Origin of the sequence: Stutzerimonas chloritidismutans (assembly GCF_038562055.1) — a bacterium.
Lineage (GTDB): Bacteria > Pseudomonadota > Gammaproteobacteria > Pseudomonadales > Pseudomonadaceae > Stutzerimonas > Stutzerimonas chloritidismutans_A.
In genome coordinates this window covers 20,157-41,718 of sequence record NZ_JBCFXD010000016.1, presented here as the reverse complement: position 1 = coordinate 41,718, position 21,562 = coordinate 20,157, and the positions used below count along the sequence as shown (strand labels likewise).

Sequence of the window (21,562 nt, the reverse complement as noted above, 5' to 3'; positions counted from 1 at the left end):
ACCAAGGTACAGTATCAATGATACCTTAATGCCATCACACTGCTTGCACAGTCAGTTCATGGACGAGCCTCACACACCCTGCGAGCACGCCATGAACCTAACCGTAAAACTAAAGCTCGGCCTGAGCTTTGCAGCGCTTACCCTCATCGTCCTGCTGGTCTCCGCCCTGGCCATCGTTGAGCTTGCAAAGTTCAACCGGGCCTTTTCCGACTACGTCGAGGGCGTGAACGCTCGCGAGGAGTTGGCCTCCGCGCTGCTCATAGCGGCTCAACGTCGCGCTGTTGCGGCCCGCAACCTGGTGCTGGTCACCTCAGAAGCAGATCTGAAACTCGAGCACGCCGCCGTGCTAGAAGCACACCGCGATGTTCAGACCCATCTGCGTGACCTCAACGCGGCCGTATCTCGATCAACGAGCGCCGAGGCCAGCGCAGAAAAACAGCTGTTTGCAGAGATTGCTCGCGTAGAAAGCCTTTATGGTCCGGTGGCGCTGGACATTGTTGAGCGCGCCGTAGCCGGGCAGCGCGAAGAAGCTATCGTGCGGATCAACCAAGATTGCATACCGCTGCTGCGCCAGTTGCTGGCCGCAGGCGAGCGCTATATGACGCACAGCCGAAGCGCCGCAAACGCCGAGGTGGCGGCCGAGCGCAGCGAATACGAAACCCAGCGCAACCTGATGGTTGTGGCCTCCCTGATTGCCGTACTGCTCGCGCTCGGTCTGGGCATCGGCAACGTGCGTAGCCTGCTGCGCACACTCGGTGCCGAGCCGCTCGACCTTTCCGCTGCCGCCCGCCGAGTCGCTTCTGGCGACATGCGCAACATGCCGGGTATCGAGCAGGCGCCTGCGGGAAGTGTCATGGCGTCGCTTGGCGAGATGCAGCGTAGCCTTGGTGAGCTGATCGGACAGGTACGCCGGTCTGCTGAAACCATCTCGTCCGCCGCCGAAGAGCTGTCTCACTCGACTGAGCAAGCGAGCGCTGGCGTGGTGACACAGAAATTGGAAGTCGATCAGGTTGCCACTGCGATTCACGAGATGGCTGCAACGGTGCTTGAGGTTGCGCGCAATTCCGAGGAAGCGGCCAGCGCGGCGCTCTCGGCTGACCAGCAAGCGCAAAATGGCGAAGCGACGGCACGCCAGGCAGTCGTGCAGATCAAGCAGCTTGCCGACGAAGTGGGTAAGTCAACCGCGGCGATGGCGCGTTTGAAAAGCGAAAGTGAGCGGATCGGCGGCGTGCTGGATGTCATCAAGTCGGTGGCCGATCAGACCAACTTGCTTGCCCTCAATGCCGCTATCGAGGCGGCTCGCGCGGGCGATGCCGGACGCGGTTTCGCCGTGGTCGCGGACGAAGTGCGTACGCTGGCACGCCGAACCCAGGACGCGACGGTGGAAATCCAGCCATTGATCGAGGGGCTGCAGCGGATCGCCTCGGAATCCGCCACTACCATGCAGGGCTGCAGCGATCTGACAGAGCGCACGGTGGCTGGGGTCAACGACACAGGCACTGCGGTGGCGGACATCACCCTCATGATCGCCGCCATCCAGCAGATGATGCAGCAGATCGCAACGGCCGCCGAAGAGCAAAGCGCCGTGGCGGAAGAAATCAGCCGCAGCGTGACCCGAGTGCGCGATATCGCCGACCAGTCGGCCACCTCAACCGAACAAACGGCCGCCTCCAGTGTGGAGCTCGCCCGGCTCGGCGGCATGCTAAGCCAGCAAGTTCGGCGCTTCGAGGTCTGACCCCGGAGCTGTCACGAATCAGTGAGTACAGCAGTGAGGCTGACGTTGCTTGAGTTGCAGGGCCTGACCAGAACGACGCCCCCGGCTGTCACCATAACCAGCCCAACCACAGCAAGGCGGCCAGCAGCCAGGCGCTCAGGGTCAGCGCGCTGGCGTTCCAGAAGCGGTTCCAACGGCGTTCCCGTTGGCGCCAGCGCGATTCATCGGGGTGGACGGTCGGTACGGGCATGGGAGGGCGCAGGGTCAGACGCCGCAGTCGCAGCGACAGCGTCAGCGCCGGGTTGGGCAGTTTGGTCAGGCGTGTCGGAACCGTCCAGCCGCGCTTGAGCACCACGCCAGCCAAGCCCAGCGCCAGTAGCAGCGGCCACAGTGCCGCCCAGATCCCACCCGGATAGAGGCCGTGCAGCATCGGCTCGCGCAGGGCGGGCCAGAGCCAGGGCAACAGCAACGCACAACTGCTGAGCAGCGCCCAGGGCAATAGTTGAGCTAACGGCGGGCGGATCGCCGGGGCGTCGCGGGCAGCCCGACGTAACAACCACAGCGCGCGGATCAACAGCAGCGAAGTGGTCAGGCTGCTGAGGCTCAGCCAGACCAGCCAGCCTTCGAATTCACCGCCATGCCAGGCGTCTTTCAAAGCCGTTTTGACGGCCCCGCCGCTGGTCAGGGGCAACCCCACAATCGCCAGCGCCGGCAGCGCCAGCAGTGCCCAGCCAATAGGCGGCAAGCGACCGGCGTGGATCAACCCGGCTGCCAGAAACAACGCCCCCTTGGCCAGGCCGTGATGGACGCCGTAGAGCATCAGTACGACGGTCATCGCCGGCAATTGCTCGGGATGCCGCCACGCCAACGCAAACAGCATCACCAGATACCCCATCTGACTGACCGAGGAGTAGGCGAGCACCGCTTTGGCCTCTCCCGCAACGAGCCCGAGCAGGGCCGGATAGACGGCGCCAAAGATACCCACGGCGAGCAACACGTCCGCCCAGCTCGACAGCAGCGGATCGCTTTCCGGCAGGCATCGCCAGATACCCAGCAGTCCGGCCTTTAGCATCGCACCGGACAACACCGCGCTGGCCGGCGCTGGCGCGGCCGGATGAGCCAGCGGTAGCCAGACATGCAGCGGCCAGAACCCGGCTTTCAAACCCAGACCGGTCAGCAGTAAGAGCAGCGTCAGACCGTCCATGGGCAGCGCTTGCCATGCGGCGAACGAGAAATCGCCGTCCGCCGCATGGCTGCGCAGCATCAGGCCGGCCAATAAAGCCATCTCGCCGGTGATCGCCAGCTGCAGATACAGACGCCCGGCACGCCGCGGTCCAGGTCCGCCCTGATGCACGATCAACCCGTAGGCGGCCAGACTCATGGCACTGAAGCCGAGATAGAAGCTCAAGGCATCGGTGGCGATGATCAGCAGCAGGTTGCCCGCCAGGGCCAGTAACCAGAACGCCCAGAAGCGCAGCCTTCGCGGGTCGTCGTGCTGGCTGCTGCTGGCGAAGGCACCCGCGCATCCCCACAGCAGGGCGGTAAACCCCAGCCAGGCACGGCTGAGGTCGTCACTCGCACCCCAGCGCACGCCCTCCCATAACATCGGCAGATCCAGCAGCGCCACTGGCTGGACGACCATCGCCAGCGCCGGAACGCAAGCCAGCCACAGCCAGCCAATGGCGCGCTCGCGCCAGATCGCCAGGCTGACTGCCGCCAACAGCGGCGCCAGCGGCACCAGCAACCAGAGCCCGGCACCACTCATAGCGCGAACTCCCGGCTGACGATCAGTTGCGCCCAGCCCAGCGGGCTCAAGGCCGTCCCGGCCAGCACACCCACCAGTACCGACAGCATGGCCGTGAACAGCGCAGGCAAGAGCAGCATCCAGTGCGTTTCCCAGCGCTCCTCGCGCCAGTTGTCATCGTGCCAGTCGGCGGGCGGGGAGAACCAGCCACGCCACAGCAATGGCAGAAAATAGCCGGCGTTGAGCAGTGCCGAGCCCATCAGCACCAGCAGCACCCAGTCCTGGCCGACCTCCAGCGCACCCATACCCAAGGCCCATTTGCTGACGAAGCCCGCGATCGGCGGGATGCCGATCATGCCCAACGCACCGATGCTGAATGCGGTCATGGTCAGCGGCATACGCCGACCAACACCGTCCATTTCACGAATACGATGAATGCCCAGGGTTTCGGCGAAGTTGCCCGCACAGTAGAACAAGGTGACCTTCATCAGCCCCTGGTGAACCAGGTGCGCCAGCCCGCCAACCGCCGCGATGGGGCCGAGCAACGCGACCCCGAGCGTCACGTACGACACCTGACTGATTGTCGAATAGGCCAGGCGCTTCTTCAGCTCTTGCTGCTGCAGGGCGCGCACCGAACCGTAAAGAATGGTTGCCGCGGCCAGCCAGAGCAGCGGGCCGGCCATGTCCAGCTGATCCATCGCCTCGGCGCCATAGACGTCATAGACCACCCGGATAATCCCGAACGCACCGGCCTTGACCACAGCCACCGCATGCAACAGCGCGCTGACCGGCGCCGGCGCCACCATCGCCTTCGGCAGCCAGCCATGCAGCGGGATCAACGCGGCTTTGACCCCAAGCCCGGCCACCAGCAGGACGAACGCCACGCGCAAGGCCAGGTCATGCTCGCCCACCGCCGGCAACAGGTAGCCGCCCGGCTGGAAGTCCTGCCCGCCGGCCAAGCCATGCAGCAGCGCCAAGCCCATCAATACCAACGCCCCACCGCCAACGGTATAGGCCAGATAGACACGCCCGGCGCGCAGCGCTTCGGCCGTACCGCGATGCACCACCAGCGGGAAGGTAGCCAGGGTCAGCATTTCATAGAACAACAGAAAGCTGACCAGATTGCCCGCCAGTGCAAGCCCTACGGTGGCACTCACACACAGGCTGAAATAGCCAAAAAAGCGCGATTGCAGCGGGGACTTTTCCAGGTAGCCAATGGCATAGATGGTCGTGGCCAACCACAGCACCGATGACAGCGCGACGAACAACAGCGACAGCGCATCGCCCTGCAGCACCAGCGGCGCACCGGGCAGGAACGGCAAGCTGAAGCGAAACTCCAGCCCGCGGCTGACGCCGTAGATCATTGCCGATACCAGCAACAGCTTGATCACCACGCCGGCAAGATTGAGCGTGACCCGCAAGCGACGCTGATCTTCGTGCAGGGTGAAAATCAGGAGGCCTGGCACCAGCGAGCTGAGCACGATGGCCAGCGGCAACCAATGGGTCCAGTTCATCGCGCCACCCCGCCGATCCACAGCAGCAGCGGTTCGCTGATCAGCGCCAAGCCGAGTACCAGCAGCGCTGGCAGCATCGCCAGCCATTGCGCGACGGAATCAGGTTTGATGCTGGGCGGATTGGGCCGTGCACGATCGAACCCCAGCGCAACCACACGGAATACATAAGCCGCTGACATCAGCGTGCCGAGCAGCACACCAAAGGCCCAGGGCCAGTGCTGTGGCTGCTCGAACAACGGCTGCAACAGCAACCATTTGGCGAGAAAGCCTCCGCTGGGCGGCAGGCCGATCAGGCTGCCACCCGCGACGGCAAAGGTCGCCATGGCCACCGGCATGTTCTGGCTGGCGCCTTTCAGCGCCCGCACCCGACGCGTACCCAGCACCCGCTGCAGCTCGCCAGCGGCGAGGAACATCGACACCTTGGCCAAGCCGTGGGCGAGGATGAACAGCCACAGCGCCGCTTCCATGCGCGGCTCCTGCCAGTGCAGCAACAGGCCGAGCGCCAGCAGCGCATAGCCCAGCTGGGCAACCGTCGAATAGGCCACCAGCACCTTCAGGCGCGGCGCCCGAAGCGCCGACCAGCCGCCGGATATCAGCGCGAGAATGCCGGCCCCGGCGAACAGCAATCCAGCCTGGCGCCCGAGCTCCGGTGGCGCGATCTCGCTCCAGATCAGCCAGAGAATGTAGATCGGCCCCTTCACCACCAGCGCCGAGAGCAAGGCGCTGACCGCTGTCGGTGCGCCCGAATGCGCCGGTGGCAGCCACAGGTGCAGCGGCCACAGTGCAGCCTTGAGCATCAGCCCGATGCTCATCAGCAGCAGCGCCAGCCGGGTCGTCTGGTCGGCCTCGGCCAACTCGGCCAGCACCAGCACGTCCAGCACGCCGTAGCGGCCATAAAACAGCGCGACGCCAAACAGGTAGGCGAGCGAGCCGGCCAGCGACAGCATCAGGTAGTTGAAGGCCGGCCGGTAAGCCCGGCGTCCGGCCAAGGCCACCAACGCCACGGCACTGAGACTGAGCAACTCGAGCGTCACATACAGATTGAACAGGTCCGCCGACAGCCACAGTGCGGCCAGCGAGCCATGCAGCAGACAGGACAATGGCCAGTAATCCTCGCTGCCGGTGGCGTGGGGACTGCGTGCCGCGTACAAGGCAACCAGTAGATGCAACCCTGCAGTAAACACCATCAAAAGCGCCGTCAGTGGCGTCAGCTGAAACCGGATCGCCAGCGGCGTTTCCCAGCCGCCGATCTGCAACAGTTGTGGCCCGAGCTGCATCGCCTGCTGCAAGGCAAACGCCGCGGCGATCAGGCTGGCAGCACTCACCCCGATCACGCAGAGGCCACTGCGACCGGGCCGCAGCAACACCAGCAGCAGACCCGCCACCAGCGGTAATGCCAGGCTCAGCAATGCCGCATTCATGGCCGCGGCTTCTGCTGTTGTTCCTGCGATTGAGGCTGACTGCCATGCGCCACACTGGCCAACCTCAGCGCCAGGGCAGTCGCACTGATCGCCACCACCAGCCCGGTCACCACCAGCGCGACCAGCAGCGGATCGCTCGGCTGGCTGCGCGTGGCCAGGGCAATCATCACCAGGAATACACCGCTGCCCATCAGGTTGAAGGCGATGATCCGACGCAGCGCCTGGCGCAGGGTCAGCAGCCCATGCAGCCCAAGCAACCACAGCGCGGCCCCGATGACCATCCAGAACAAGCTGCTGGTCATGAGGAGACTTCCTCCCCTTCGCCCACCACCAGCAGGCTGAGGCTCGCCGCGATCGACAGCGTCGCGACAGCCTCGATCATCAGGATGACCAGTTTGGCCGTTCCGCCCGGGTACGTCAGCCAACCGTCACCCAGCCAGGCCGTCGCCACTGCAACACCGACGAACACCAGCAGGCCACCCAGCACCAGCAAGCGCAACGGCATGAATGACCAGCGCAAGCGGGGCAGCAGACCCGATAACCGCAGCAGCACCACGCCAGACGCCAACAGCGCACCGGCCTGAAAGGCGCCACCCGGCGCGCTCGCGCCCCGCCAGAGAATGTAGCCGGCGGCCAGCACCAGCAGCGGCGCCAGCACCCGCGCCCAGGCCCGCAGCAGCGGCCAGGGTTCGGCCAGATCCAGCGGTCGCGGCCCGAGTTGCCGGGCGCCGAGCAGCGCCAGCAGCAGGACGGCCAGTTCGAGCAAGGTGTCCCAGGCGCGGTAGTTCAGCAGCACCGCCGTCACCGGATGGCTCACGCCGCTTTCGTCCAGATGTCGAGCGATCAATATCGGCAGACGCGGCTCGACCTCACTCAGCGGCGCAAGCCCTTGCACCAGCAGGATCAGCATCGGCAGCACCACGGCCGCCGCGCCGAGGCGCAATCGCATGCCAGTGGCCTCCGGCAGATCTGCCGACCCAGGCTGGCGCGACAGTGCGGTGAACAACAGAACGCCAGTAAGCCCCGCGCCGATGGCTGCTTCGGCCAACGCCAGGTCTGCCGCGCCGAGACGCGCCCAGATCAACGCAAGCGCCAAGCCGAAGGCAATGAACAGCAACACGCTGGCGTAAAGGTTGCGGCCATGCAGCGCGCCGAAGGCAAGGCCGAGCACCAGCAAGCCGAGTACCCCGTCGAACAGCCACTCAGTCATCGTGCGGTTCCTCACCGGCCTGTCGTGCCAGCAATTGGCACGCCGTGGCGCTGGAGGCCAGCAGCAACAGCCAGATCAGCAGCATCTGCCCGACCTCCCAGAGGCTGTCGGCACGCAGCGACAGACCGGCGATGACCAGCCCGAGGCCCAGGGTGTCGGCCTTGGTCAGGGCATGCAGACGGCTCACCGTATCGGGAAAACGCAGCAGACCGATGCTGCCTGCCACGAAGAACAACAGGCCACCGATCAGCAGCAGCCAGCTGAGGCCATTCAACAACGGCTCAGTCATGTCGACTCCTGCGCAGCAACTGCACCAGCGCGGCGCTCGCGACTGCAGCGAGCAAGCCCAGCAGCAGCGCCACATCACGCAACGCCGGCTGCTGTTGCCATTGCGCCAGTACCAGCAGCAAGGCCGTGCCAGTGGTGCCGAACAGTTGAACGGCCAGCAGCCGGTCTACCCGTGCCGGTCCCAGCACCACGCGCCCGAGCCCAATCATGATGGTCAGCAGCAACAATGCGGAATACAACGCCATCAAGGCCTGTCTCCGGGCGCAAGCAACTGCTCCAGTCGCCGTTCGAGGCTGTGTACGGTGGTCTCCCAAGGCTGTCGCTCATCGAGCACGTGCACGCGCATCCGGTCGCCCTCTACCTGCGACGCCAGAGTGCCCGGCAGCAGGCCCACCAGCGCCGAAAGCACCAGCCTTACCTGCGATGAAGAGGACGTGAGGGTGTAATCCAGCCAGGCCGGCTGCAGCGGCCGTTTGGGATGCAGCGCGCGCAATGCCACATCCCAGGCGCCTGCGGCCATCTTGCCGAGAAAGAACCCGAGAAAACCCGGCAGCGCAGCCAGCGAGGGATGCCAGGGCCGCAGACCCAGCCAAAGCGACAGCCCGGCAGCGAGCAGGATGCTCGGTACCCCCAGGGTCCAGCCGGCTCCTTCGGTGAACAACGCCCAGATCAACGCATACAGCGCCACCCAGCCCAGCCCGTCGAGCCAGCGTCGCTGCCCTCCGAGTTCGCTCATCGCTGTATCTCCTTGTTTGACCACGTTCTGTATTGAACATGGCTGGCGCTGCGGCGTTCCGCTGTCCCGTCGCTCAGGCTTGTTTCAATGCGTTGCCATCAGGTCAGCTCGTCGACCGGCAGCGGATCTCAAGCGATTCACCCGGCGCGAGCTGGCGCTTTCCTTCAGCGTAGTGCAGCGGCACCGGGGCGACGTTACCGGAATCGGCCCTTACCACCAACGCGCCATGGGCCAGTCGCAAATGCAGGCGCGACTGTCGAAACAGCAGCGACAATGAAACCGGCGGCAGCGACGCCGGCGGTGACGGAAACAGGTGCAGCCCATCGAGCTCCAGACGGACGCCCAGGTAGTGACGCTGCAGCACGTCCAAAGAGCCGCTCATGGCGCCAAGGTGCACGCCCTCTTGCGTGCCGCGATTGCCTGGCGAGCCCAGGTCGGTGGCCAGCGCCTGCTGGTAGTAGGACCAGGACGCCTCGAGGTCGATGTCGGCGAGCGCACCGGCACACACCACTTTGGACAGACTCGACTCGTGGGTGATACGCGCCAAGTGATAGGCCAGGGTGCGGCGTGCACTGGCGGCATCATGGGGATAACCCAGACGCCGGAGAATCTGCTGCAGGGTCTGTTGAGGTACCAAGTAGTAGGCCATCAGCACATCGGCCTGCTTGGTCAGCTGGTAACGGTCGCAGCTGTCGTGCCGCGCCTCGAGCATCCAGTCCAACCGCGGACGATCACCATGCAACCATTCCTGCGGCGGGGGTTCCAGCTGGTCGAACCCCTCGAACTGACTGAGCAGCAGGTCATCGACAAACGGCAGGTAGAGGCCCTCTGCGACCGCCTGCCAATGTTCAGGCTCGTCTGGCGCCAGCCCCAGACGCTGACAAAGGCCATTGGCATCCGCTTCGCTGAGCAAGGCCAGCACCTGCCGCGCACGGTCCAGCGTCCAGGCGGCCATCAGATTGGTGTAGGTGTTGTTGTTCAACCCGGGCTCTGCCGCGTCGGGGTAGCCGTTGTGGTACTCGTCCGGGCCGATCACGCCGCAAATCAGGTAGCGCTGTCGCGACGCATCGAACTGCGCAATGCTGGCCCAGAACCGCGCCACGTCGATGATCAGCTCGCCAACGGGGCCGGCCAACAGCGCCTCGTCAGCGGTTGCCAGGTAGAGCTGCCAGGCATCGTAGGCTACGGCGGAACCGATGTGCCGCTGCAGACGTGTGTGGTCGGCCATCCAGCGCCCCGACATCGGGTTGAGCTGCCAGGGCGGCGTCTCCTCCTTGCCGGTTCGGGCGCTGCGCCAGGGAAACATGGCGCCACGCAGCCCGGCACGGCGGGCACGTTCGCGCGCCTTGTCGAGGCGAGCGTAGCGGTAATCCAGAAGGCTTCTGGCCAGCTCCGGCCAATGGGTCGCGAGCACCGGAAACGCAAACAGCTCATCCCAGAACACCTGGCCGTAATAGCCTTCCATCCAGCCTCTCGGCGGAAAGCCAAGGTCGCGCCCAATGCTGTGTGGCGACACCGTTTGCAGCAGATGAAACGCGTGAAAATGCAAGTTGCGCCGCAACTCGGGATCGTCCGAGGCAAGTGCAAGCCCCTGCCACAAGGTTCGCCACGCCTCGGCGCTCGTCTGCTCCAGGTGCTCATATTCGTCGCAGGGCAGCTGCCGCCGCGCCTCAAGACGAGCATCCTTGTCGGCAACCGGGCACTCCTCGTCGATCAGTACCACTACCCGCTTTTCCATGATCAACCGACCGCTGTCCGGCACCGCGCATCGGGCCTCCTGAACCAGACGCTGTTCGTGCGTGGTGCTGCGCCACTGCAGCTGTCGCCCAGGCGTCCGGAGCTGCACGGCCATTGCCAGGCGCTGACGATGATCATGCAAGCGGGCACTGAGGGCCGCCGTGCCATTGCCATCGTGGTCGAACGCCAGGTGCTGGAGGCGCCGTCCTTCATAGGCGCGGTTGCGCTCCACCCCGGCGTTACATACGCCACCGTCGAGCACTGAGCGCAGACGCACCACGAGACCGGGCGGCAGGTGCAATTCCCAGCGCAACCCAGCGAGATTGGGTGTCGCCATGCTGACCAGACGACGTTCCAGCAGCTCCACCCGATGCCCCGCCAGCTCGAAGCTGAGTTGCCGCTCGAGCACGCCATCGTTCAGATTCAGCGCCTGCCGATAGCGCTGCAAGTCGACCTCATCGGGGCTGAACCAATTGCCATCCTCCAGCGCAACGCTAAGACCGAACGGATCCGGCAAGTTCACCAGAGCGGCCATGTGCACCGAATCGCCATTGACCTCGCGCGTTGCCTCGTCGTACCAGCCGGCGCGGTAGAAGCCGGCGTAGTGCTTGCTGTCATCCGCACGGGGTTTAACCGATCCTTCCGGGGCACTGGCTCGCCACGACAAGACTCCGTTGCCCAAGGCCAGCAAGGCCTCGCGACGCCGTTCGTCATCGCGGTCGTAATGCTCGAAGACGATATGGGGCGCCGAGTTCGATTCAGCCATCGAGAACCGTCGCCTTATCGAGCAGCGTCCGCGCCAGCTCGACCACCTGCTGCCGATCAGGATACGCAGGCTGCGAGCCATAACCGGTAACGGCCAGATTCGCGGCGGCCACGCCCCAGGCAGCGGCCTCGGGTGGCTCAAGCCCTTCGAGCAAGGCCACGGCGAACACGCCGGTAAAGGCATCGCCTGCACCGGTGGTATCGACCGGCTCCACTTCACTCGGCGGGATGTGCAGGGTCAGCTCAGTTGTCGCCAGTACGCAACCGCCATCGCCCAGTTTGATGCACACCAGCGCGGGCCCGTCGCGTTGCAGCTGGCGAGCAGCATCGGCGAGTTTGTCCATAGAGCCGAGCGAGTGGCCGACCAGCCCCTCGGCTTCCGAGACGTTTGGTGTGATTGCATGCAGCTTGGGCAACAGCTCCTCGTCGACCCGGTCAGGGAAGGATGGATCGAGCACCGCCGGAATGTCCTTTCGAGTGGCCGCCTCCAGCGCCTTGTTTACCACTCGCGCCGGCACTTCATAGTCGAGCACCAGGCACGCGGGGGTTTCGCAGCCGTCGATCACGGCCACCATGGCGTCGACGGCCGCCTCGTCCCAGCAGTCGTTGGCGTTGGTCGCCAGGACGATGTTCTTCTTCGCATCCGGCGGCACCATGATCATCGATACACCGGTGGACTGACCGGCAGCGCGCCCCACGTGATCGACCTCGACGCCGGCCTGGCGCAGCGGGGCGAGCGCTTGTTCGGCCAGCTCATCGTCGCCGACGCGGCCAAGCAGCAGGCTGCGGTGACCGAAACGCGCGCCAAGAAAGGCCGTGTTGCTCGCTTTGCCTCCGGACAGGCGACACAGGTCATGGGCTAGCTGGGTTTCCCGACTGCCGGCAGGTTCGTCGACCCGTACCTGAAAATCTGCGTTGATGCTGCCAAGCGACAGCAGGGTGAGGCGTTGCATAGGCATGCTCCGACGGCTCAGGTTCGTTCTTCAACGGACCTGAACCGGCGGCGAGGGTTCGCCGTTCGGCTGCCCCGATTCGCTTGATGCAGAGGCAGGTCAAGGAACGGCTCAGCCACTCCCCTCACGCATCTACTGCCCCTGTCGACCCGCGACAGCTCAAAGCTGCGGCGCCTGCATTACAGAAACCACCCTGCGAGCTGGCTGTTCCGCCAATCAAACCCGGTCATATCGTGAAATGGCCGCCGGAGCATCAGGCCGAGAAGAAATAACGGGTCAGATGAAAGAATACCGGCGCGGCAAAGCACACCGAGTCCATTCTATCCAGCATGCCTCCGTGACCTTTGATCATGGTGCCCCAGTCCTTCGCTTGCAGGCTGCGCTTGATCGCCGACAGCGTCAGCCCACCAAGAAACCCCATCACCACAATCACGAATGACATGGCCAACGACTGATAAAAATTGAACGGCGTAAGCCAGTACATACCACCACCAGCCAGCACCGCCGCCAGCCCGCCACCCACCAACCCTTCGACTGTTTTGGACGGACTGACGATAGGCGCGACTTTGGTCTTTCCGAACAGCTTGCCGAATACGTACTGCAGCACGTCGCTGATCTGAACGACGAACATCAGGTAGAACAGTAGCAAGGCGTTCTGCCCTTCAAACCCTTGCAGATCGAGAATGAGTAACGCCGGTGCGTGGCTGATGCAGTACACCGTGATCATGACACCCCACTGAATCTTGGCCGTCCGCTCTAAGAATCCATCGGTCTCCTGTGACAGCACCGCAATCGAAGGCAGGAACAGGAATGCATAAACCGGAATCAGTAACGTGACCATCGAATACCAGTGGATGCCGATGAAGATGTACTGCAAGGGAATGAGTATGAAGAAGGCCGCAAACAGCGCATTGTGATCGCCCAGCCGGGTAGGGGTCAGTGTGATGAACTCTCGTAGCGCGAACAGCGAAACGAACGCAAACAGCACCACAGTGGCCGTGTTACCCAATAGGTACGAGGCGACGAAGACAGCGATCATCGACCACCAAGCATTGACCCGCAGATTCAGGTTGTCGACCGTCGCAATAGCGCCCTCCGTTTTGACGAAGCGCTTCAGAATCAGCCCGGTGATGGTGGCGACCGCCAGTAAGGAAACCACCCCGGCCATCAATAGATAGAACTTGTTTTCGATCATCATTTGGCGAGCCTCACGACAGCTTCACGAGCCCGGCTCAAGAAGTCGCCGATCGCTTCGTTCTCAACCACCGAAAGCGGATCGCCAATCCGAATGGTACAGATGATTGGCAGCGGCACATGCTTGCCTTTCGGCATCGAGCGATAGAGGTTGTCCAAGTAGACGGGGACCAGCAGCGCCTGCGGAAACGCCTGGTGGAGACGATAAAGCCCTGACTTGAACTCACCGGGAAGCGCCTGAAACCTGCGTGTCCCTTCCGGAAAGATGATGACCGAACAGCCCTGTTCCATCACTCGATGCACAGGTTCCAGAGGGTTTCCACCTGCTCTGGAGTTCCGATCAATCAGCACCGAGTTGAGCCCACGCGTGGCGATATATCTCAGGAATCGGTTTTTGCCCCAATAATCGGCTGCGGCAAGGGGCCTGGTGTTGAGCCTCGCCTCCCGAGGCAAGGCTGCCATGATCGCCAGGGTGTCGATATGGCTGGTGTGGTTGGCGAAATAGATGCGCTGACCGGACAGGTCAGGCGTGCTTTCGAAACGAGCGCTGGCCCCCAGCAGTAATCGCAGAATCGAGATCAACAAGGTGGAGATCCACATCACTGGGCCGCCTTCAACTGACCGGCAATTATCCGGGTGCGGGTAATACAGGTCACGACGGACCCTGCCGCAATGATGATCAGCGCGACGTACAGCGCATGGTGCGTGGCGAACAGCAGCGACTCGGGAATGTTCAGCGCCAGTCCTGCCGTCATGACTGCCATCCGATGTTGCTTGGCCATGGGTCCAACGAAGGTTTGCTTAAGCCCAAGTGATCCGCCGAAGACTCGCACATAGGCGGTCAACGCCGCGGCGAGCGTTGCGAACCAACCAAGAGTCGCATCACCTGCCGCATAACCAAGCGTCACGATTAACAGGCTGTCTGCGATGCGATCCGGGAACTCGTTGTACAGGCTGCCTAACTCCGATTGCTTCCCGCCTTCGATGGCAACCATGCCGTCGAGCAGGTTGCAAATCAGCCTGAGCTGAATGAGCAGAATAGCTGCAAGCGTGGCGAATACCCCGGTAGCGGTTGCCATAATTGCAGCCGCCGCGGCCGCAAATCCGATACTGGCAGCTGAAATTTTATTGGGAGAAATGTCATGGTTGATCAGGACATTGGCGAGTTTCATCACCCAACGTTTAGATCGGGATGTAACGGGTCTTCGGTTGTCTTGCATTAGGTGTTCCCTTACCTTTTGATTATCCGTGTTTCAAACTAGCACCAAGGCTATATCCTGGATTCTTTTTTAATAACGGCTTACGCCCTGCCCGGTTCGTTATTTGAACCGATTGGCACGTATATTTATTACGCATAGCCGCTAGGATTTACCAACTTCCGTAGGGAATGCCGTACTTGTCTATGTAACGCTTGGTGTTCTCATTAATTTTGTAAGCGTAGCGCCCATCGGTCTTTCCTTGCGAAGGGCCGAGCGGTTCGATTTCGGCTTGAGCACGGGCCACTTCGACCGGCCTATTGCACTCATCCCTCGTCCATACCTGCACAATACCGCCCGGAGACAATCCCAAATGAAGAGCCGCTATATAAAGGGCCGGCTGATCTGGTGTTTCCGGGCATCGCCGATGAGTGGACCTGTGCATGAGCTGCCGAGTTTCCTCAGGAATATCGATCCATACCCGATAGGTTTGGGGCTCCACTATGGATTGCCAACGAACAAACACACGCCTAGGCAAGTCCGCGCCGGCAACGCCATGAATGCCCCCTGACTTGCCTCTGGGCCAACCTCTTGCCAGCTCATGGTCATATCCATAATTCCCGGTACCGATAACTCCACCACTGCCATGATTGAACAGCTTGCCGTGGACATCTTCTACCCAGCTCGCCTCAACCCAGCCAGTCATATAGAGCGGCGCAAGAAACTCCAGGCTCCACCATGGATCTTTTGGATCATGCTCACCTGATAATGGGTCCGCTGACTGGCAACCGGAAAAAAAGAACAGCCCTACCAGAGCGAAAACAAGCTTAATCACAATGACGACCACTCGGCGAGGTGAGGATGAAGTTGACGCACTCCACTAGCATTGGGTGCATTAAAGTAGATCAAGCTAAGCCCACCGGACTTATTCTTGCTGAACGGGTTATTCCAGTTTGCTGAAAAATGTATATATCTATTTTTTAGAAGAGCCTCTTCGTTATCAGTAAGCATATATTCTCCGCGAACGAAGCGATCGCATAAGGACTGGAGTTCATTAGGATGATAATAAGATGGCTCATCGGGAATATCGTCGAGCATAACGCCATTCCTTCTAGCCAATTCATGCATGACGCGAAGATAGACACGCGATAGCCCATTACTCACCCGCCGTTTGAGTTGCAGGCCCGCATACACCCGCTTCTGCCGAGGCGCCAGACGATCAAGCGGATCGGTAGGCAGGAGTTGCGGCTCTGGCGTGACGATTTCTAACATGTCTGCAGGCCAACCCGCGTCAATCATTCGCTGCCGGGCGTCGGCCGCATCCTGGTAGATAGCGGTTGTGGTCACATCAACGCGCTGACCCACCACCAGAGCCTGCATGGGGCAGACCAACACCCGCTCCTCGGCCTCGTCCAGATAGCCACCGCCGATGTCCGAGTGCACGCCTGGAAGGATGATTTCCGGATGATCCGGGCTGACCTCGCTTAGCGGAAAGTTGGCACGTATCTCGTCGCGCGCGACCAACTGGACCACATTCGCAAAGTACTTGCGCGGCAGATACAGGTTCAATCCCGGTGCGGTAGCGCTTCTGACATTGCCCAGATTAGCCAGGCCACCCACCGAAGCGACCGTATCGAACAGGCCAATAAAGCCGACAGTGATATCCCGCCCGTAGCGGTCGACGAAGCCTTTATCAAACGCGCTCGCGTTGCCTTGCAAAACCGCACCAAGAGGGCCTTGCTTGCCCTTGACCACCTCATTGGCGAAATGCCTCGCCGCTGCAGCACCGCGACTAAAACCGAACACATCAAAGGTCAGGGAGGTAATTTCGCCGCTGGGATTCCCAGCCTTGGCGCGCCCTATAGCTGCACCGATCATGGTGAATGCTCGCTGAACGCAGTTGCGAACGCCAGTAGCGCCCCGCCCCATGGCATAACCCAACGCACTGTCCTCCTCACCACTTTGCGTACCGATACCCTCAACATAGATTCTCAGCGAAACATGCTTTTGCGGGCCTGAACCTTCGGCTTCGATCCGGTCGACATGGAGGCTCATCAACTTCCGCACATTAGTCACATCATTTTCCATAACTGCTATCCGGCTCGGCCATATAGGGCTTGCAGTTCGAATCCAGGTCCTCGACGGCTATGGGGTGGTGAGCGCCGCAGGCCAGACCGAGCGCGGCGTTGGTGGCGTTGTTGAGGGTGCCATCGAAGAACATGCCGATACGCAAGGCCAGCTTGACCTTCTCGGGAGGTGTGGCCGGTTGGCTGCCGTGTTTCTCGTATTCAGCCCAGCGCTCGGCATGGATATCGACGGGCTGGACGCCCTTCAACTCGGCTTCGCGCTTGGCTCTGGGGATATTGGGTACGTAACCGCTCATTGTTCCACCGTCCATGGTTGGAAGTCTGTGGCCGTGTGTAGGCGAACTGGACGCGGTCACGATGAATCAGGCGCCACGCCATGGTGTGCTAGTAGGGCCGAGCGCCGGGGTTGTTTCAAGCGCATCGTTCACACTGTGCGTAGCCAGCGTTGCGGATCTGTGCAGTAACCAGCAGGCCGGAAAGGTGACGATGCCATTTCCTGGAATGATCAACGCAGAACCGATTGAGCCAGTCAGCTCGACCTGGTTAAACCTGCCAAGCCCAACAGCGGGCGATTGCCCCTTTCAAGTGCACAGAATCTCCGTATAGTGCGCTGTCGTCTTCCGCCCCTACCGACCTTACCGGGTCCGCCGCGGCCGGAAGACTCGGGCATGATCCTTGCCTGAACTGTTTCGCAGCCCACCATCCCGGCGCTGCGTTTGCCGAATGCCCTACCCGGGTGGCCGGCCTGATGCTGGAGATACACAATGTCTACCGAACCCGTCACTCTGATGGTGGCCCGCCGCGTGCGCGATGGCCGCTACCACGACCTCCTCGCCTGGCTGCACGAAGGCGAACAACTGGCCGCTGACTTTCCCGGCTACCTTGGCTCCGGCGTATTGGCGCCCCCGCCTGGTGACGATGAATTTCAGATCGTCTTTCGCTTCGCCGACGAGCAAACCCTGGACTCCTGGGAACATTCGGCTTCGCGTCGGGCCTGGCTGCAGCGTGGCAGTGAACTCTTCGGCCAGCCGCACGAGCAGCGTGCGCGTGGCATCGACGCCTGGTTTGGCGGCGCCGACAGCCCGCCGCCGCCGCGCTGGAAGCAGAGCATTGCGATTTGGCTGGCATTCTTCCCGGTCTCGCTGCTGTTCAACCTGATGTTCGGCGGCATGCTCGCCGAGCTGAGTCTGGTGATGCGGATACTGCTGAGCACTCTGGCGCTGACGCCGTTGATGACCTACCTGTTCATCCCGCTTTCCACGAAGCTGCTCGCACCCTGGCTGCAAAGCTCGCCACGTCCACGGGCAATGCCCGCTAAACAACCAATCACGGCCCGCTGATCGGAACAGCTGCGGCAACATGACAAACTTGTTGCCGTCATTCGCCTGGCGCCATTAAAGTGCCATCAATGCCTGTCGATAATATGACTGGACGGTCGCGCCTGAGTGCGCCCGCCCGGCGCACCGCAGAGCACGAAACCCAGTCGAGACGCCCCGCGACAATAGGGGTTACCGCAACGGGTCGATAAGGACATGCCGCAGCGGATGGACAGCCTGATGAACAACCTGAAACTACTATTCCGAGCCCCCGCCGCTCTGCTGACCCTGGCCTGCGTGCTGTTTCCGTCGACGGCCCCACACGCGGCCCAGACCCTGCACCTGCTCAATTGGGAGGAATATCTCAGCGAAGCGGTGATAGAGCGTTGGGAAGCCAAAACCGGCGTGAAGATCGAGCAGGTGTACTTCGATAGCGGTGACAAACGCGACGAAGTCCTGGCCAAACCCGACCATCTGATCGACATCGCCCTGACCGAGCGGATCAGTGCCTCGCGGTTCGGCCAACGCGGGCTGCTTGATCAGCTCGATGAGCAAGCGCTGCCCAATCTCAAGCACATTCCAAAGCGTTGGCGCGATAGCTGCGGCGTGCACGGTATTCCCTACCTCTGGGGCACACTGGGCATCGCCTATCGGGCTGACCGCCTGTCCAAGGCGCCACAGTCCTGGGCGGACCTGCTTGAGCCGGCCAACCGCGACGAGCCGCACATCATCATGATGGAGGACCATGAAGACATCCTCGCCGGTCCGCTGCTCTATCAACAACGCTCCATCAACACTGCAGATACTGACGAACTGAAGGCAGCCTTCAGGTTGCTGCAGGCGCAATCGCCTGCGGTGCTGACCTACGAGTACGTGATCACCTCGTTGCGCAGTCAGCGCTACCTCGACAAGGCCGACATGGCGCTGGCCTACAGCGGTGATCAGCAAGTACTCAACGCAGTGGAAGGCATCGACGGCGAACCCTGGCGTTACATGGTGCCCGAGGAAGGCACGCTGCTATGGGTGGATTGCCTCTCCGTTCCGGCCAAGGGCGCGCAGAAGGCATTGGCCTATCGCTTCCTGAATTTCCTTAACAACCCGCAAACTGCGGCGCTGAACAGCGCTGAGCTCGGCGTCGCCACCACCAACGTCGCCGCCAAGGCGCTGCTGCCTGAGGCGATACGCCAGGACCCGACCATCTACCCACCCGAAGCGGTGCTGCAAAACAGCCAGGTATACGAGACGCGGCCGCTGGAAGCGACGCAGACACGGCGACGCATCATCAGCGCTCTGATCAACGCTCATGACGCTCGGTAAGCGCGCACTGCTGGTGATCTTTCCGGTCATCCTGATCGTCCAGCTGCTGGCCGCCACGATGGCCTACATGACCCAGCGAGCATCGCTGCTGGGCCTCGAACAGGCACGCCTGGCGCAACGGCTGTCGGCCTTGAAATCGGCTTATCTGGATTACCAGGCGTTCAATCGCAGCGCGCTTTATTCGATCACCGATAGCGAGGCGCTGCTGGCATTCCTGCGGGAGTCGGACATCGCCTACCGCAACGAAACCCTCGGCTTGCGCATCCAGCAGAGCATCCGCTCACTGTCCAGTGCGCGGCTGTCGTTCGTCTCCTTTGCCATCGTCGAGCCGGATGACGACGTCGCCTATTACTTCGAAAGCAGCCTGTCGCCGTTCGCCAGGATGAATGCCACCCAGCAGCGGATCGTGAGGGAGGCCAAGCAGGCCGCCGACACCGACGAAATGGTCTATGTAGAGAACGCTGAAGGCGGACCACTGCTGCTGGCCACCGGTTTCATCCTGCCGGCCTCGGCCACCCGCCCCCTGCCCAGCCAGCGCGAGGAGGCGTTTACCTTGCAACTGGCCGTACGGCCGGAGCGGTTCATCGCCCTGAAGAACCAGCTCGAGGCCGACTACGATGCGGCGGTCGAGATCGCTCCGACGCTGGACGCCGAGACGTCACGCCTGTCCGCAGACGTCAAACTGTCGGCATCAGTGCAGGCACGCCTGACGCCTCCGCCGCACTACCTCGCCGAGCGCTTGCGCAAGCTCAGCCTCGCCTTTCTCATCGGCGGTTCGCTGATCTGCCTGATCACCAGCGGGTTGTTGTTGCTGCTGATCCGCCGCTACGTCACCGCCCCCATCAGCCACTTGGACAAGCAGCTCACCGACCTGCTGCTGTGCAAACGGACGGCACTCGACGAGCCCACTGACGGCGGTGAAATCGGCCGCCTGACGCTGAACATGAAGACGCTCCACGAGCGCAACACAGAAGCACTGCAGCGCATCCAGGAGATCTCCTGGACCGACAGCCTGACCCACATCAGCAACCGCGCCCACTTCGGCATCCTGGCGGCGGCCATGCATGCGAAGTGCGAGCAAGGTGGACAACATCTGGCGCTGCTGTTTCTCGACCTGGACAACTTCAAACAGGTCAACGATCAACACGGCCATGATGCCGGCGATGCGCTGCTGCGGATTTTCGCCCTGCGTGCACAGCGCGCGCTTGAGCGGCATTGCGAATCCCATCCTGAGACCGAAACGGCCTTTGCCCGGCTCTCAGGTGACGAGTTCGCCGTCCTGCTGCTGTCGCCGGCCGCAAACGACAGCCTGGCCGAACTCACTGACGCCTTGCTTGGCTTGTGCCGAGGCGGCTTCCGGGTGGAGGACCGCCTCTATCAGGTCAGCGTCAGCATCGGCACCGCCCGCTATCCCGACGATGCCACCTCGGTCACTCAGTTGCTGACGCGGGCCGACAGCGCGATGTACCAGGCCAAGGCCATGGGCAAGAACTTTGCGGTGGCATTCTCGGCAGAGCTGGAGCAACGCGATCAGCGCATCCGCCTGATCGAGGAGCAGTTGCGCAGCCTCAACGGCGACGACCAATTCCGTCTGGTGTACATGCCGGCGGTGGACCGTGAAGGTGCGGTGGTCAGCTGCGAGGCATTGCTGCGCTGGCACTCGCCGCTGCTGGGCACGGTCTCACCAGGCGAATTCATTCCCATCGCCGAGCGTGCAGGGCTGTTCCCGAAGATCGACAGCTGGGTGATCGACCACGCGCTGGCCAGTTACCCGCAACTGGTCAGCCTGTTCGGCGAGGGCGTCATCCTGGCGATCAATGTGTCGTCGGCGCAACTGGACGATGACCGCCTGTGCAGCTACCTGACTGAACGCGCCGCGCATCATGGTATCTGCACCAGCCTCATCGAAATCGAGCTCACCGAGACCTTCGCCGCGGAACTCAGCAGCAGCACCATGGCGGCGGTGAATGCGATTCGGATGGCCGGCTTCCGTGTCGCCATCGATGATTTCGGTGTGGGCTACACCTCGATCCAGCAATTGCTCGAATACCCGGCCGATACCATCAAGCTGGACATGGCGATCGTCGAGCGACTGACCCGCCCGGAGATGCAGCAAAGCCTCACCGCGATCGTCGCGTTCTGTCAGGCCCAGGGCAAACGGGTCAATGCCGAGGGTGTCGACAGCCTGGAAAAGCAATCTGCGTTGCTGCGGGCCGGCTGCGACCTGTTCCAGGGCTACCTGATCTCGCCGCCGCGTACGGTAGCGGCGCTGGCGGAGTGGGTAGCGGTGCGTACTCAGCCACAGGTCGAGTTGCGCCTAGAACGGTTGCCGCCGCGCACGGCGGTGCAGCCCAGCTAACCGGTGCCTCG

Annotated in this window: 18 protein-coding genes and 1 pseudogene; 4 read left to right on the top strand and 15 right to left on the bottom strand. The window is 62.5% G+C overall.

What is annotated here, in order from left to right; all coding sequences use genetic code 11:
* The first annotated feature begins 91 nt into the window (after positions 1–91).
* Positions 92–1,735, top strand: coding sequence for a methyl-accepting chemotaxis protein (locus AAGW23_RS19210; protein ID WP_342407895.1), 1,644 nt, complete (start codon positions 92–94; stop codon positions 1,733–1,735).
* Between the two features lie 88 nt (positions 1,736–1,823).
* On the opposite strand, the gene AAGW23_RS19205 is transcribed toward AAGW23_RS19210, so the two are convergent.
* The 15 genes and pseudogenes from AAGW23_RS19205 to AAGW23_RS19135 all read right to left on the bottom strand — a co-directional run bounded on the left by AAGW23_RS19205 (position 1,824) and on the right by AAGW23_RS19135 (position 16,855).
* Positions 1,824–3,479: a proton-conducting transporter membrane subunit gene (locus AAGW23_RS19205; protein WP_342407894.1), complete on the bottom strand. Its 1,656-nt coding sequence runs from the start codon at positions 3,477–3,479 to the stop codon at positions 1,824–1,826.
* Positions 3,476–4,972: a complex I subunit 5 family protein gene (locus AAGW23_RS19200; protein WP_342407893.1), complete on the bottom strand. Its 1,497-nt coding sequence runs from the start codon at positions 4,970–4,972 to the stop codon at positions 3,476–3,478. The genes AAGW23_RS19205 and AAGW23_RS19200 overlap by 4 nt, the downstream gene beginning before the upstream one ends.
* Positions 4,969–6,393: a complex I subunit 5 family protein gene (locus AAGW23_RS19195; RefSeq protein WP_342407892.1), complete on the bottom strand. Its 1,425-nt coding sequence runs from the start codon at positions 6,391–6,393 to the stop codon at positions 4,969–4,971. Before AAGW23_RS19195 ends, AAGW23_RS19200 begins: the two co-directional genes overlap by 4 nt.
* Positions 6,390–6,695, bottom strand: a complete 306-nt coding sequence (locus tag AAGW23_RS19190) for an NADH-quinone oxidoreductase subunit K (RefSeq protein ID WP_342407891.1) — start codon at positions 6,693–6,695, stop codon at positions 6,390–6,392. The genes AAGW23_RS19195 and AAGW23_RS19190 overlap by 4 nt, the downstream gene beginning before the upstream one ends.
* Complete coding sequence (locus AAGW23_RS19185; protein WP_342407890.1) at positions 6,692–7,603, bottom strand: hydrogenase subunit MbhD domain-containing protein; 912 nt, start codon at positions 7,601–7,603, stop codon at positions 6,692–6,694. Before AAGW23_RS19185 ends, AAGW23_RS19190 begins: the two co-directional genes overlap by 4 nt.
* Positions 7,596–7,892: a monovalent cation/H(+) antiporter subunit G gene (locus AAGW23_RS19180; RefSeq protein WP_342407889.1), complete on the bottom strand. Its 297-nt coding sequence runs from the start codon at positions 7,890–7,892 to the stop codon at positions 7,596–7,598. The genes AAGW23_RS19185 and AAGW23_RS19180 overlap by 8 nt, the downstream gene beginning before the upstream one ends.
* Positions 7,885–8,136 carry a monovalent cation/H+ antiporter complex subunit F gene (locus tag AAGW23_RS19175; RefSeq protein WP_342407888.1) on the bottom strand — a complete coding sequence of 84 codons (252 nt, stop codon included), beginning with the start codon at positions 8,134–8,136 and terminating at the stop codon, positions 7,885–7,887. The genes AAGW23_RS19180 and AAGW23_RS19175 overlap by 8 nt, the downstream gene beginning before the upstream one ends.
* On the bottom strand, positions 8,136–8,627 hold the full coding sequence (locus AAGW23_RS19170) for a Na+/H+ antiporter subunit E (protein ID WP_342407887.1): 492 nt from the start codon (positions 8,625–8,627) through the stop codon (positions 8,136–8,138). The genes AAGW23_RS19175 and AAGW23_RS19170 overlap by 1 nt, the downstream gene beginning before the upstream one ends.
* 103 nt (positions 8,628–8,730) lie before the next feature.
* On the bottom strand, positions 8,731–11,130 hold the full coding sequence (locus tag AAGW23_RS19165) for a glycoside hydrolase family 65 protein (RefSeq protein ID WP_342407886.1): 2,400 nt from the start codon (positions 11,128–11,130) through the stop codon (positions 8,731–8,733).
* Positions 11,123–12,082: a PfkB family carbohydrate kinase gene (locus AAGW23_RS19160; protein ID WP_342407885.1), complete on the bottom strand. Its 960-nt coding sequence runs from the start codon at positions 12,080–12,082 to the stop codon at positions 11,123–11,125. Before AAGW23_RS19160 ends, AAGW23_RS19165 begins: the two co-directional genes overlap by 8 nt.
* Positions 12,083–12,335: 253 nt before the next feature.
* A complete protein-coding gene (locus AAGW23_RS19155) occupies positions 12,336–13,280 on the bottom strand; it encodes a phosphatidate cytidylyltransferase (RefSeq protein ID WP_342407884.1) in 945 nt (314 codons plus the stop codon).
* Positions 13,277–13,876 (bottom strand): lysophospholipid acyltransferase family protein, encoded by a 600-nt coding sequence (locus tag AAGW23_RS19150; protein WP_342407883.1) that lies wholly within the window; start codon positions 13,874–13,876, stop codon positions 13,277–13,279. The genes AAGW23_RS19155 and AAGW23_RS19150 overlap by 4 nt, the downstream gene beginning before the upstream one ends.
* A complete protein-coding gene (locus AAGW23_RS19145) occupies positions 13,876–14,448 on the bottom strand; it encodes a CDP-alcohol phosphatidyltransferase family protein (protein WP_342407882.1) in 573 nt (190 codons plus the stop codon). The genes AAGW23_RS19150 and AAGW23_RS19145 overlap by 1 nt, the downstream gene beginning before the upstream one ends.
* A 196-nt stretch (positions 14,449–14,644) precedes the next feature.
* On the bottom strand, positions 14,645–15,304 hold the full coding sequence (locus tag AAGW23_RS19140) for a DUF2931 family protein (RefSeq protein ID WP_342407936.1): 660 nt from the start codon (positions 15,302–15,304) through the stop codon (positions 14,645–14,647).
* Positions 15,304–16,855 (bottom strand): annotated as a pseudogene (locus AAGW23_RS19135) (phospholipase effector Tle1 domain-containing protein). Before AAGW23_RS19135 ends, AAGW23_RS19140 begins: the two are co-directional and overlap by 1 nt.
* Positions 16,856–17,323: 468 nt before the next feature.
* Here AAGW23_RS19135 and AAGW23_RS19130 point away from each other — a divergent pair.
* The 3 genes from AAGW23_RS19130 (at position 17,324) to AAGW23_RS19120 (ending at position 21,551) form a co-directional block, all read left to right on the top strand.
* Positions 17,324–17,899, top strand: a complete 576-nt coding sequence (locus AAGW23_RS19130; RefSeq protein WP_342407881.1) for an antibiotic biosynthesis monooxygenase — start codon at positions 17,324–17,326, stop codon at positions 17,897–17,899.
* 213 nt (positions 17,900–18,112) lie between these two features.
* A complete protein-coding gene (locus tag AAGW23_RS19125) occupies positions 18,113–19,192 on the top strand; it encodes an ABC transporter substrate-binding protein (protein ID WP_425540840.1) in 1,080 nt (359 codons plus the stop codon).
* Entirely contained in the window at positions 19,179–21,551 is a 2,373-nt protein-coding gene (locus AAGW23_RS19120) for a putative bifunctional diguanylate cyclase/phosphodiesterase (protein WP_342407879.1), read from the top strand. The genes AAGW23_RS19125 and AAGW23_RS19120 overlap by 14 nt, the downstream gene beginning before the upstream one ends.
* Positions 21,552–21,562 lie beyond the last annotated feature (11 nt).